Here is a 12,686-nt window from a genome sequence, read left to right as displayed (position 1 = left end):
CCCGCTACGGCGCGGGCGGCTCCGCCGCAGCGTTGCCGCGCACCCGCTCCAGAATGAAATCGATGAAAGTCCGGATCGCCCGCGTGTGCTGCCGGTTCGGCATGTAGAGCATGTACATACCGGTGCCGAAGATGCTGAGCCGCCAGTCGTCGAGCGTGGTCAGGACCTCGCCGCGGCGGACGTCGTCCAGCACCACGTAGTCGGGCACCAGCCCGATGCCCAGCCCGGCCAGGATCGCCTGCCGCAGGAACAGGAAGTTCTCCGAGATCAGCGTCGGCTCGAGGATCACCTCGCGCCGCTCCTCGCCCTGGTAGGCCGACACGCGCAGCTGGCGCCCGACCACCGCCGATGTGACGACCGGCGCGCCCTGGAGCTGGTCGAGCTGGGTCGGCAGGCCGTTCGCCTCGGCAAAGCCGCGCGAGGCGCAGGCCACGTAGCGCACCGGCCCGAGCTCGCGCGCCACCAGGTTCTGCGGCGGCTCGGGTATCACGCGGATCGCGATGTCGACCTCGTCGCGCAGCAGGTCCTCGATCCGGTTCTCGAACAGCACGTCGAGCACGATGCCCGGGTACATGCGCTTGAAATCGATCAGCCAGCCCGACATCACGAGCTGGCCGTAGCCGCTCGGCACGCTCAGGCGCACCCGGCCCTGCAGGCTCTGTCCCAGCGTGGTCACCGATTCCCTGGCCGCCAGCAGCTCGCCCTGGATCGCCAGGCCATGCTGGTACAGGCGCAGCCCGATCTCGGTCGGCTCGGCCCGCCGCGTGGTGCGGCGCACCAGCTGGGCGCCGACCGAGCGCTCGAGCTGGTTCAGGTGGTAGCTGACGTTGGCCCGGCTCATCTTGAGCCGGCGCGCGGCTGCGCTCAGGTTGCCGGCATCGAGGATCTCGACCAGAAGGGTCAGCGATTGCAGGTCCATGGCCACCATTGTGTCAAAAATCCTTTGACAGTCTGTCAATGGTCAATGCAATTGTCAAAGGCCGGAGCCGGGTCAAGAATGCTGGGTTCATCCCGGACCCATCGCCCCGTCAAGCAATCGGAGACACACCATGGCCCAGACCCCCGCAACTTCCGCCTCCCCCGTGAGCTTCACGCGCCAAGCCGACGTGCTGGTCGTGACCATCGACAACCCGCCGGTCAACGCCCTGGGCGTCGACGTCCGGCGCGGCCTGGCCGCCGCGATCGCCGCGGCTGAGGCCGACGGCGAGGCCAAGGCCGTGCTGATCGTCGGGGCCGGACGCAACTTCATCGCCGGCGCCGACATCCGCGAGTTCGGCCAGACGCCGCAGCCGCCGTCGCTGCCCGAGGTCTGCGCCGCGATCGAGAACTGCAGCAAGCCGGTGGTGGCCGCGATCCAGGGCGCGGCGCTGGGCGGCGGGCTCGAGATCGCGCTGTCGGCCCACTATCGCCTGGCCGTGCCCTCGGCCAAGCTGGGCCTCCCGGAAGTGGCGCTGGGCCTGCTGCCGGGCTCGGGCGGCACGCAGCGCGCGCCGCGCCTGATCGGCGCCAAGGCCGCGCTCGAACTGATCTTGAGCGGCCGCCACGCCGGCGCCAAGGAAGCGCTCGCGCTGGGCCTGGTCGATCGCCTCGGCGAAGGCAGCGAGGCCCTGCCCGAAGGCCTGGCCTATGCGCGTGAACTGGTCGCCGCCAAGGCGCCGGTGCGCCGCACGCGCGACGCCCAGGCGCTGGCCGATGCCGAAGCCAGCCGCGCCGCGCTCGAAGCCGCGCGCGCCGACACCGCGAAGAAGAGCCGCGGCCTGTTCTCGCCGATGAAGATCATCGAGGCCGTCGAGGCCGCGCTCACGAAGCCCTTCGACGAAGGCATGGCGCTCGAGCGCAAGCTGTTCCTGCAATGCATCGACAGCCCGCAGCGTGCCGGCCTGATCCACGCCTTCTTCGCCGAACGCGAAGTGCTCAAGGCGCCCGAGACCAAGGCCGCCAAGCCGCGCACCCTCGAATCGGCCGGCATCATCGGCGGCGGCACCATGGGCGCCGGCATCGCGGTGGCGATGCTCGACGCCGGCATGCCGGTCACGATGATCGAGCGCGACGATGTGCAGCTCGCGCGCGGCCGCGCCAACGTCGAGAAGGTCTACGACGGCCTGGTCAAGAAGGGCCGCATGACGCCCGAGGCCAAGGACAGCGTGATGGCGCGCTTCTCGGGCTCGACCTCCTACGATGCGCTGGCCAAGGCCGACATCGTGGTCGAGGCGGTGTTCGAGGACATGGCGGTCAAGAAGGCGGTGTTCGCCGAACTCGACCGCGTCTGCAAGCCCGGCGCGGTGCTGGCCACCAACACCTCCTACCTCGACATCGACGAGATCGCGGCCAGCATCTCGCGCCCCGGCGACGTCGTCGGCCTGCACTTCTTCTCGCCGGCCAACATCATGAAGCTGCTCGAGATCGTGGTGCCGGCCAAGGTCAGTGCCGACGTGGTCGCGACCGGCTTCGAGCTGGCGAAGAAACTCAAGAAGGTGCCGGTGCGTGCCGGCGTCTGCGACGGCTTCATCGGCAACCGCATCCTGGCGGTGTATCGCCAGGCGGCCGACCACATGATGGAAGACGGTGCCTCGCCGTACGAGATCGACGCGGCGGTGCGCAACTTCGGCTACCCGATGGGCCCGTTCCAGGTCTCGGACCTGGCCGGCGGCGACATCGGCTGGGCCACGCGCAAGCGCAAGGCCGCCACGCGCGACCCCAAGGCGCGCTACGTGCAGGTGGCCGACCGCATCTGCGAACGCGGCTGGTTCGGCCAGAAGACCCAGCGCGGCTACTACCTCTACCCCGAAGGCGCGCGCACCGGCCAGCCCGACCCCGAAGTGCTCGCCATCATCGATGCCGAGCGCCAGCGCGCCGGCATCACGCCGCGCAGCTTCAGCGAGGACGAGATCATGCGCCGCTACATGGCGGCCATGATCAACGAGGGCGCCAATGTCGTGCACCAGCGCATCGCGCTCAGGCCGCTCGACGTCGATGTGACCTTCCTCTACGGCTACGGCTTCCCACGCTTCCGCGGCGGGCCGATGAAGTACGCCGACATGGTGGGCCTGCCGAAGGTGCTGGCCGACATCCAGGAGTTCGCCAAACAGGACCCGGTGTTCTGGAAGCCCTCGCCGCTGCTGGTGGAACTGGTGGAGCGCGGCGCTGATTTCGCCAGCTTGAATCAATCCGAGTAATCGCCCAAGTCCATCTCAGGAGACACCCCATGCGCGAAGCCGTCATCGTTTCCACCGCCCGCACCCCGCTCACCAAGGCGCACCGCGGCGAATTCAACATCACGCCAGGCGCCACGCTCGCCGCCTTCGCGGTCAAGGCCGCGGTCGAGCGCTCGGGCCTGGACCCGGCGCTGATCGAGGACGCGATCCTCGGCTGCGGCTACCCCGAAGGCACGACCGGGCGCAACATCGCGCGCCAGAGCATCATCCGCGCCGGCCTGCCGATCTCGATGGCCGGCACCACGGTCAACCGCTTCTGCGCCTCGGGCCTGCAGGCGATCGCGATGGCCGCGGGCCGCATCGTGGTCGACGGCGCCCCGGCGATGATCGCCGGCGGCGTCGAGAGCATCTCGCAGATCCGCACCCGCAGCGCAACCGATGCCGGCGACAGCGGCATCGACCCGTGGATCCAGGAGCACAAGCCCGCGCTCTACATGGCGATGATCGAGACCGCCGACATCGTGGCCCAGCGCTACAACATCGGCCGCGAGGCGCAGGACCGCTTCTCGGCCGAGAGCCAGCGCAAGACCGAAGAGGCGCAGCTCGCCGGCCGCTACAAGGAAGAGATCGTGGCCTGCAGCACCACCATGGCCGTGACCGACAAGGAGACCAAGGCGGTCACGCATCGCGAAGTGACCGCCACCGAGGACAACTGCAACCGCCGCGGCACCACCTACGAGGCGCTCGCCAAGCTGAAGCCCGTGATGGGCGAGGACAAGTTCGTCACCGCGGGCAATGCCTCGCAGCTGTCGGACGGCGCCTCGGCCTGCGTGCTGATGGAAGCCAAGGATGCCGAGCGCGCCAACCTGAAGCCGCTGGGTGCCTTCCGCGGCCTCGCCGTGGCCGGGTGCGAGCCCGATGAAATGGGCATCGGTCCGGTGTTCGCGGTGCCCAAGCTGCTCGCGCGCCACGGCCTCAAGGTCGACGACATCGACCTGTGGGAGCTCAACGAGGCCTTTGCCTCGCAATCGATCTATTGCCAGGAGAAGCTGGGCATTCCGGCGGAACGGCTCAACGTCGACGGCGGCGCGATCTCGATCGGCCACCCATTCGGCATGACCGGCGCCCGGCTCGCGGGCCACGTGCTGATCGAGGGCAAGCGGCGCGGCGCGAAGTACGCGGTGGTGACGATGTGCATCGCCGGCGGCATGGGCGCGGCGGGATTGTTCGAAGTTTATTGAGACCTTGCGGGACAGACCAAGAAACTGCGAAGCAGTTTTTGCTCTGTCCTCAACTGACTAGAAGGACCCAACATGGACCTGAACTTCACCCCCGAAGAAGAAGCCTTCCGCAGCGAAGTGCGTGCCTTCCTGGCCGACAAGCTGCCGGCCCGCCTCTCCGACAAGGTCGCCACCGGCAAGCATCTGTCGAAGGCCGACATGCAGGAATGGCACGCCATCCTCAACGCCCGCGGCTGGCTCGCCAACCATTGGCCCGAACAGTACGGCGGCCCGGGCTGGAGCGCGGTCGAGAAGTTCATCTTCGAGAACGAATGCGCGCTCGCCCACGCGCCGCGCATCGTGCCCTTCGGCGTCAACATGCTCGGCCCGGTGCTGATCAAGTACGGCAGCGAGGCGCAAAAGCGCTACTGGCTGCCGCGCATCCTCGACGGCAGCGACTGGTGGTGCCAGGGCTACTCGGAGCCCGGCGCGGGATCCGATCTCGCCTCGGTCAAGACCCAGGCGGTGCGCGGCATCGACGCCCAGGGCGACCACTACATCGTCAACGGCCAGAAGACCTGGACCACGCTCGGCCAGCACGCAGACATGATCTTCTGCCTGGTGCGCACCAACCGCGAGGCCAAAAAGCAGGAAGGCATCAGCTTCCTCTTGATCGACATGAAGTCGCCCGGCGTCGAGGTGCGGCCGATCATCACGCTCGACGGCGAGCACGAGGTCAACGAGGTGTTCTTCTCCGACGTGCGGGTGCCGGCCGAGAACCTGGTCGGCGAGGAAGACAAGGGCTGGACCTGCGCCAAGTACCTGCTGACCTACGAGCGCACCAACATCGCCGGCGTCGGCTTCTCGGTGGCCGCGATGGCGCAGCTCAAGGCGATCGCCGCGAGGCAGCGCAAGAACGGCCGCCCGCTGGCCGAGGACCCGGCCTTCGCCGCGCGCATGGCCCGGGTCGAGATCGACCTCGAGAACATGAAGACCACCAACCTCCGCGTGATCGCGGCGGTGGCCGGCGGCGGCGTGCCGGGGGCCGAGAGCTCGATGCTGAAGATCCGCGGCACCGAGATCCGGCAGGAGATCTCCTCGCTGGCGCGGCGCGCGATGGGCGCGCAGGCGCGGCCCTTCGTGGCCGAGGCGCTCGAGGACGGCTTCGACGGCCATCCGTTCGGCCCCGAGTATTCGGCCGCCGCGGCGGCGCGCTATTTCAACAACCGCAAGCTGTCGATCTTCGGCGGCTCCAATGAAATCCAGAAGAACATCATCTCCAAGATGATCCTGGGGCTCTGAAGGCAACGCCATGAATTTCGAACACAGCGAAGACCGGCGCATGCTCGCCGACAGCCTGAACCGCTTCATCGCGGAACAGTACGCCTTCGACACGCGCGACCGCATCGCGAAATCGCCCGAAGGCTTCAGCGCCGATATCTGGCGCCAGTTCGCCGAGCTCGGCGTGATCGGCGCGCTGTTCGGCGAGGCCGACGGCGGCTTCGGTGGCGGCGGCTTCGATATCGCGGTGGTCTTCGAGGCGCTGGGCCGCGGCCTGGTGGTCGAGCCGCTGCTGGGCGCCGTGATGGCCGGCGAGGCGATCTCGGCTGCGGGCAACGAAACGCAGAAGGCGCTGCTCGCCGAAATCATCGGCGGCACCACGATCGCGACGCTGGCGCACGACGAAGCCGGCAGCCATTACGAACTCGCGCGCGTCGAGACGCGTGCCGCGCGAAGCGCTGACGGCTGGGTGCTCGACGGCGCCAAGGTGGTGGTGCAGCAGGGCGCGCAGGCCGACCTGTTCGTGGTCTCGGCGCGCACCGCGGGTGCGGTCGACGACGAAGCCGGCATCTCGCTGTTCCTGGTGCCGGCGAAGACCGCCGGCCTGGCGGCGCGCGATTGCCCCGCGATCGATGGCGGCCGCGTGGCCGAGCTCCGCTTCGACAAGCTCGCGCTCGGCGCCGATGCACTGCTCGGCACCGAAGGGCAGGCCCACGCCACGCTGGAGCGCGCCATCGGCCGCGGCGTGCTCGCCCTGTGCGCCGAGGCGCTGGGCGCCATGGAAGCGGCGAAGACCGAAACGCTCGAGTACCTGCGCACGCGCAAGCAGTTCGGCATGCTGATCGGCAGCTTCCAGGCGCTGCAGCACCGCATGGCCGACCTGCTGCTCGAGATCGAGCAGGCCCGCTCGGCGGTCATCAACGCGGCAGCGGCCATCGACGCCGACCGCGTGACGCGCGAGCGCGCGCTGTCGGCGGCCAAGTTCAGCATCGGCCGCATCGGCTCGCTGGTGGCCGAAGAGAGCATCCAGCTGCACGGCGGCATCGGCATGACCTGGGAACTGCCACTGGCCCACTACGCCAAGCGCCTGGTCATGATCGACCACCAGCTCGGCGACGAGGACCACCACCTGCAGCGCTACATCGCGCTCGGCAAGGAGGTCCACTGATGAACGGCGCGCTGCCGCTCGCGGGCGTCCGCGTGCTCGACCTCTCGCGCATCCTGGCCGGCCCCTGGTGCGGCATGGTGCTGGCCGATTTCGGCGCCGAGGTGATCAAGGTCGAGCACCCGGTGCGCGGCGACGACACGCGCGACTGGGGCCTGCGCGTCGGCAACACCGAGACCGCCTACTTCAACAGCGTCAACCGCAACAAGCGCTCGGTCGCGATCGACCTGCAGACGGCCGAAGGCCAGGAGCTCGTGCGCGAGCTGGTCAAGAAGTGCGACGTGCTGATCCAGAACTTCAAGTTCGGCGGCATCGACAAGCTCGGCCTGGGCTACGAGGCCCTGCGCGAGATCAACCCGGGCCTGGTTTATTGCTCGATCTCGGGCTACGACCGCACCGGCCCCGAGGCCGCGCGCCCCGGCTACGACCTGGTGGTGCAGGGCGAGGCCGGCCTGATGGCGATCAACGGCGAAGCCGACCAGCCGCCGCTCAAGTTCGGTGTCGCCGCGGTCGACCTGTTCACCGGCATGTACTCGGCGCAAGCCATCCTGGCGGCGCTGTTCGAACGCCAGAAGACCGGCCGTGGCCGCCACGTCGAGATGGCGCTGTTCGACTGCGGCCTGATGATCACGGCCTACTACGGCCTCGAGGCGCTGCTGCTGGGCGAAGACCCGCCGCGCTACGGCAACGCGCATCCGTCGATCGTGCCCTACGGCGTGTTCGACGCCGAAGACGGACCGCTGGTGATCACGGTCGGCAACAACAGCCAGTTCGCGCGCTTCTGCACCGACGTGATCGAGCGGCCCGACCTCGCGGCCGACGAGCGCTTCAAGACCAACATCCTGCGTTCCGCCAACCGCGCGGCGCTGATGCCCGAGATCAACCGCGAGCTCGGCCGTCGCAAGCGCGGCGCGCTGCTCGCGCAGCTGACCCGCTCGGGCATCCCGTGCGGCGAGGTGCTCGGTCTGCTCGAGGCGCTGCAATCGAAGCGCGCCACCGAGGCCGGCCTCGTGACCACGCAGCCGCATCCGGTGGCCGGCACGGTCAACGTGCTGGCCCCGCCCTACCGCTTCGACGGCGAGCGGCTGCCGGTGCGCAATGCACCGCCCCAGCTCGGCGAAGGCACGCACGAGGTGCTGCAGTCGCTGCTCGGCCTGTCCGACGAAAAGCTCTCGCAACTGAAATCCAACGGCGTCCTCTGACGCCACTGAACCGTACCCAATGTCCTTTCGCCTTCCCGTTTCCGTTCGCAATCCGGCGCGCCGCGCCCTGCTCGCCCTGGCACTGCCGCTTCTCGCCGGCGGCGCCTTCGCCCAGGCTTTTCCGACCAAGCCGATCACCATCATCGTGCCCTTCCCGGCCGGCGGCCCGACCGACGTCGCGACCCGCATCATCGGCCAGAAGATGGCGCAAGGCCTCAAGCAGCCGGTGCTGATCGACAACCGCGGCGGCGCCTCCGGCACCATCGGCGCAGCGATCGCGGCCAAGGCGGCGCCGGACGGCTACACGCTCGTGATGCTGGCCACGCCGACCCTGCTGGCCGGCCACCTCTACGGCCCCACCAGCTACGACATCTTCAAGAGCTTCACGCCGGTCGGCACCACCTACGACCTGCCGATCGTGATGGTCGTGAACCCCAAGGCGCTGCCCGAGGTCACCGGCCTGCAGCAGCTGATCGCCAAGGCCCGTGCCGACGGCGGCACCTTCAACTACACCACCGCGGGTGCCGGCAGCTTCGGCCACCTGACGACCGAAAGCCTCAAGAACGTGGGCAAGTTCGAGATGCAGCACGTGCCCTACCGCGGCAGCGCGCCGGCCGTGACCGACCTGATCGGCGGCCAGGTGCCGATGATGTTCTCGGACCTGATCGCGGTGCTGCCCCACATCCGCTCGGGCACCCTGCGCGCCATCGCGGTCGGCTCGTCCAAGCGGCTGAGCCTGCTGCCCGATGTCAAGACGGTCGCCGAACAAGGCTTCCCCGGTTTCGATGCCACCTCGTGGGGCGGCATGCTGGCGCCGGCCGGCACCCCCAAGGACGTGATCGCACGCCTGAACACGGAACTCAAGAAGGCGCTGGCCGACAAGGAAGTGCAAGGCAAGCTCGAAGGCGTGGGCACCTTCGCGGCCTTCCAGACGCCCGAGCAGATGACGGCCCGCATGCGCCAGGACTACGAGCGCTGGGGCAAGGTGATCCGCGACAACAACATCAAGAACCAATAGCCGGCGATTTGCGCCGCGGCCCGCCCGGCGCATGATCGGGCAACGACATTTGCAGGAGACAGGACCATGAGCGCAGCGCCCTTTCGCGCATCGTTTCCGATTCGCAGCCTCGACGACATCCGAAAGCTCGAGGCCGCGCCGCTGGCCGAAGCGCTCACGGTGCGCAGCACCTACGAGATCTTCCGCAATTCCGGCGCCGCCTTCGGCGACAAGACCGCGCTGACCTTCCTGCGCACCGGCGACCCGGCCGACGCGCCGATCCGCTGGTCCTACGCGCAGTTGCTGGCCGGCATCCACCAGACCGCGAACCTGCTGCACCGGCTCGGCGTCGGCCCCGACGACGCAGTGGCGGTGCTGCTGCCGGGCTGCCTCGACTACCACCTGGCGCTCTGGGGCGGCGAGGCGGCCGGCATCGTGCAGCCGCTCAATCCCCTGCTGACCGACGAGAAGCTGGTGGCGCTGATGACCGCGGGCCGGGCCAAGGTGCTGATCGCCTACGGCTCGGACGCCGAGTCCGGCATGTGGTCGAAGGCGATGCGCCTGCGCGGCCAGGTGCCCACGCTGACCACGGTGCTGCGGGTGGCGCCGCACGACGAGGCGCCCGGCAGCGCCGGCGACCTGCCCGATGGCGTGGCCGATTTCGGCGCCTTGCGCGCCGCCGAGCCCGACGACCGGCTGGCCAGCGGCCGCGACATCGCGCCGGGCGACATCGCCGCCTACTTCCATACCGGCGGCACGACCGGAGCGCCCAAGCTCGCGCGCCACAGCCATGGCGCGCAGGTGTTCACGGCCTGGGCCAGCGTCAACATGACGGGCCAGGGCCCGAACGACGCGTCGATCAATGGCTACCCGCTGTTCCACGTCGCCGGCGTGTTGCCGGCATCCCTGGCTTCGCTGTCGGCGGGCGTCGAAGTCATCATCCCGACCACCGCGCTGCTGCGCAACAAGCAGGTGCTGGCCAACTACTGGCGGCTGGTCGAGAAGTACCGGCCGACCTCGCTGTCGGCGGTGCCGACCGTGCTGGCGGCGCTGGCGAACGTGCCGCTGGACGGCGCCGACATCTCGTCGATCAACTACTGCCGCACCGGTGCCGCCGTGCTCGCGCCCGAACTCGCGGCCCGCTTCGAGCGGCTGTTCGGCCTGCACGTGCACGAGAGCCTCGGCATGACCGAGATGGCGGGCATCTCGACCATCACGCCGCCCGGCGTCGTCGGGCCGGCCGGCTGCGTCGGCTTCCGGCTGCCGTATTCGCAGCTGCGCGTCGTGAAACTGGACGCTGACGGCAACGCCAGCGACCGCGACCTGCCGGCGGGCGCGCAGGGCATGGTGCTGTTCAAGTCGCCGAACCTGTTCTCGGGCTTCGTCGACCCGGCCGACAACGCCAAGGCCTTCACCGCCGACGGCTGGCTGGCCACCGGCGACCTCGGCTGGCTCGACGGCGACGGCCGGCTGAACCTCAGCGGCCGCTCCAAGGACCTGATCATCCGCAGCGGCCACAACATCGATCCGAAGGTGATCGAGGACGCGCTCGGCGCCCACCCCGCAGTGCAGCTGTGCGCCGCGGTCGGCGCGCCCGATGCCTACGCCGGCGAGCTGCCGGTGGTGTTCGCGACCCTGATCCCCGGCGCTTCGGCCAGCGAGGCCGAACTGCTCGAGTTCGCCGCCGCGCGGGTCGACGAGGCACCCGCCAAGCCGCGTTCGGTGATCGTGATCGAGAGCATGCCGATGACCAATGTCGGCAAGATCTACAAGCCCGAGCTGCGCGCGATGGCCGCGCGCCGGGTGGCCGAGGCGATGGTCGGCGAAGCCTGCACCGAACTGGGCCTCGACGCCGCGGCGCGGCCGCTGGTCGAGGTCGATGGCGACAACGCGCTCAAGGTGCGGATCGACGCCGCGGCCGCGGGCGTGCAGGCCGAGCCGTTGCGCCAGCAGCTGCAGCAGGCCCTGGGCCGGCTGCCTTTCAAGACGCAGGTCATCCTGCAATAGCGACCGATCCCTGATAAACAAATGAACCCGGAGACACCCATGACCCACCCCACCACGAGCCGCCGAGCCTGGCTCTGTGCCGCTGCCTCGGCCGCCGCGCTGTGCGGCCTCTCGTCGGCCCAGGCGCAGCCAGCCTGGCCCAGCAAGCCGATCAAGATGGTCGTGCCCTTCGCCGCCGGCGGCGCCACCGACGTGCTGGCACGGGTGATCGGCGAGAAGCTGGCGGCCGGCCTGGGCCAGCCCGTGGTCATCGACAACAAGCCCGGTGCCGCCGGCATCATCGGCACCGACGCGGTCGCCAAGGCGGCGCCGGACGGCTACACCATCGTGCTGTCGCTGAGCAATTCGCTGCTGACCAACCAGTTCCTGTACGAGAAGCTGCCCTACGACACGCAGCGCGACCTCACGCTGGTCTACCAGATCGCGATGGCGCCGCTGGTGCTGGTGGTGCATCCGAGCGTGCCGGTCAAGACCGGCCCCGAGCTGCTGCAGTACGCCAGCGCCAACAAGGGCAAGCTGGCCTATGGCTCGTACGGCGTGGGCGCCTATCCACACCTGGCCGGCGCCCACATGAGCCTGACGCAGAAGGCCGACATGAACCATGTGGCCTACAAGGGCGAGGCGCCGATGCTGCAGGACCTGATCGGCGGCCAGATCCAGATGGCCTACGCCAGCGCGCTGGTGGCCAAGCCGCACATCGAGGCCGGCAAGCTCAAGGCCATCGGCGTCACCGGCGAACGCCGGATGAGCACCCTGCCCAACGTGCCGACGCTGGCCGAGCAGGGCCTGAAGGACGAGGCCTATCGGGTCACCGGCTGGCTGGCGATCGCGGCGCCGGCCAACACACCGAAGCCGATCGTGCAGCGGCTGGCCGACGAGGTGCGCAAGGCGACGCAGCAGCCCGACGTGCAGGCCAAGGTCGCAGCGATGGGCTTCGAAATCAAGGACAGCTCGCCCGAGGCCTTCGCGGCCGCGTACCAAAAGGAGCGCCCGATCTGGGAGCGCCTGATCAAGCAATCGGGCGCCAAGCTCGAGTGAGTTCAATTCAAGACTGAAGGAGTGCCAACCATGAAGATCCTGGTCCCCGTCAAGCGGGTCGTCGACTACAACGTCAAGGTGCGCGTGAAGAGCGACGGCACCGGCGTCGACATTGCCAACGTGAAGATGAGCATGAACCCCTTCGACGAGATCGCCGTCGAAGAAGCCGTGCGCTTGAAGGAGAAGGGCGCCGCCACCGAGATCATCGCGGTCTCGTGCGGCGACGCGAAGTGCCAGGAAACCCTGCGCACCGCGATGGCCATCGGCGCCGACCGCGGCATCCTGGTCGAGACCACCGAAGAGCTGCAGCCGCTGGCCGTCGCCAAGCTGCTGAAGGCGCTGGTCGACAAGGAGCAGCCCGGCTTGATCATCCTGGGCAAGCAGGCGATCGACGACGACGCCAACCAGACCGGCCAGATGCTGGCGGCGCTGGCCGATCTTCCGCAGGCGACCTTCGCCTCGAAGGTCGAAGTGGCGGGCGACAAGGTCAACGTGACACGTGAAGTCGACGGCGGCCTGGAGACCATTTCTCTTTCCGTGCCGGCCGTCATCACGACCGACCTGCGCCTGAACGAGCCGCGCTACGTGACCTTGCCCAACATCATGAAGGCCAAGAAGAAG

Annotated in this window: 10 protein-coding genes; 9 read left to right on the top strand and 1 reads right to left on the bottom strand. The window is 69.0% G+C overall.

Translation table 11 applies throughout. The features are described from left to right. Nucleotides 1-4: 4 nt before the first annotated feature. Entirely contained in the window at nt 5-919 is a 915-nt protein-coding gene (locus QZH52_RS26580; protein ID WP_301813695.1) for a LysR family transcriptional regulator, read from the bottom strand. A 130-nt stretch (nt 920-1,049) separates the two neighbouring features. On the opposite strand from QZH52_RS26580, the gene QZH52_RS26575 reads away from it, so the two are divergent. The 9 genes from QZH52_RS26575 to QZH52_RS26535 form a co-directional block, all read left to right on the top strand. Continuing rightward, nucleotides 1,050-3,176, top strand: coding sequence for a 3-hydroxyacyl-CoA dehydrogenase NAD-binding domain-containing protein (locus QZH52_RS26575; RefSeq protein WP_301813694.1), 2,127 nt, complete (start codon nt 1,050-1,052; stop codon nt 3,174-3,176). Between the two features lie 29 nt (nt 3,177-3,205). Beyond that, nucleotides 3,206-4,396 (top strand): acetyl-CoA C-acyltransferase, encoded by a 1,191-nt coding sequence (locus QZH52_RS26570; protein WP_301813693.1) that lies wholly within the window; start codon nt 3,206-3,208, stop codon nt 4,394-4,396. A gap of 72 nt (nt 4,397-4,468) precedes the next feature. Next, the gene (locus tag QZH52_RS26565; protein WP_301813692.1) at nt 4,469-5,677 is read left to right on the top strand and encodes an acyl-CoA dehydrogenase family protein; all 1,209 of its coding nucleotides are present in this window, start codon (nt 4,469-4,471) and stop codon (nt 5,675-5,677) included. A 10-nt stretch (nt 5,678-5,687) separates the two neighbouring features. Next, entirely contained in the window at nt 5,688-6,824 is a 1,137-nt protein-coding gene (locus QZH52_RS26560) for an acyl-CoA dehydrogenase family protein (protein WP_301813690.1), read from the top strand. Beyond that, nucleotides 6,824-8,023: a CaiB/BaiF CoA transferase family protein gene (locus QZH52_RS26555; protein WP_301813689.1), complete on the top strand. Its 1,200-nt coding sequence runs from the start codon at nt 6,824-6,826 to the stop codon at nt 8,021-8,023. The genes QZH52_RS26560 and QZH52_RS26555 overlap by 1 nt, the downstream gene beginning before the upstream one ends. Nucleotides 8,024-8,042: 19 nt before the next feature. Continuing rightward, a complete protein-coding gene (locus QZH52_RS26550; RefSeq protein WP_301813688.1) occupies nt 8,043-9,041 on the top strand; it encodes a Bug family tripartite tricarboxylate transporter substrate binding protein in 999 nt (332 codons plus the stop codon). 66 nt (nt 9,042-9,107) lie between these two features. Beyond that, nucleotides 9,108-11,027, top strand: coding sequence for an acyl-CoA synthetase (locus QZH52_RS26545; protein WP_301813687.1), 1,920 nt, complete (start codon nt 9,108-9,110; stop codon nt 11,025-11,027). Between the two features lie 39 nt (nt 11,028-11,066). Beyond that, complete coding sequence (locus QZH52_RS26540) at nt 11,067-12,065, top strand: Bug family tripartite tricarboxylate transporter substrate binding protein (protein ID WP_301813686.1); 999 nt, start codon at nt 11,067-11,069, stop codon at nt 12,063-12,065. A 30-nt stretch (nt 12,066-12,095) separates the two neighbouring features. Further along, nucleotides 12,096-12,686, top strand: a 591-nt coding sequence (locus tag QZH52_RS26535) for an electron transfer flavoprotein subunit beta/FixA family protein (RefSeq protein ID WP_301813685.1), incomplete at its 3' end; no start/stop codon positions are given.

The organism is Variovorax ginsengisoli (genome assembly GCF_030486595.1).
GTDB lineage: Bacteria > Pseudomonadota > Gammaproteobacteria > Burkholderiales > Burkholderiaceae_C > Variovorax > Variovorax ginsengisoli_B.
This window is presented reverse-complemented; position numbering and strand designations above follow the sequence as displayed.

Excerpts from the sequence above, each read along its gene's own strand:
- QZH52_RS26580 (WP_301813695.1), bottom strand. The coding sequence starts at position 919 with ATGGACCTGCAATCGCTGACCCTTCTGGTCGAGATCCTCGATGCCGGC.
- QZH52_RS26575 (WP_301813694.1), top strand. The coding sequence starts at position 1,050 with ATGGCCCAGACCCCCGCAACTTCCGCCTCCCCCGTGAGCTTCACGCGC.
- QZH52_RS26570 (WP_301813693.1), top strand. The coding sequence starts at position 3,206 with ATGCGCGAAGCCGTCATCGTTTCCACCGCCCGCACCCCGCTCACCAAG.
- QZH52_RS26565 (WP_301813692.1), top strand. The coding sequence starts at position 4,469 with ATGGACCTGAACTTCACCCCCGAAGAAGAAGCCTTCCGCAGCGAAGTG.
- QZH52_RS26560 (WP_301813690.1), top strand. The coding sequence starts at position 5,688 with ATGAATTTCGAACACAGCGAAGACCGGCGCATGCTCGCCGACAGCCTG.
- QZH52_RS26555 (WP_301813689.1), top strand. The coding sequence starts at position 6,824 with ATGAACGGCGCGCTGCCGCTCGCGGGCGTCCGCGTGCTCGACCTCTCG.
- QZH52_RS26550 (WP_301813688.1), top strand. The coding sequence starts at position 8,043 with ATGTCCTTTCGCCTTCCCGTTTCCGTTCGCAATCCGGCGCGCCGCGCC.
- QZH52_RS26545 (WP_301813687.1), top strand. The coding sequence starts at position 9,108 with ATGAGCGCAGCGCCCTTTCGCGCATCGTTTCCGATTCGCAGCCTCGAC.
- QZH52_RS26540 (WP_301813686.1), top strand. The coding sequence starts at position 11,067 with ATGACCCACCCCACCACGAGCCGCCGAGCCTGGCTCTGTGCCGCTGCC.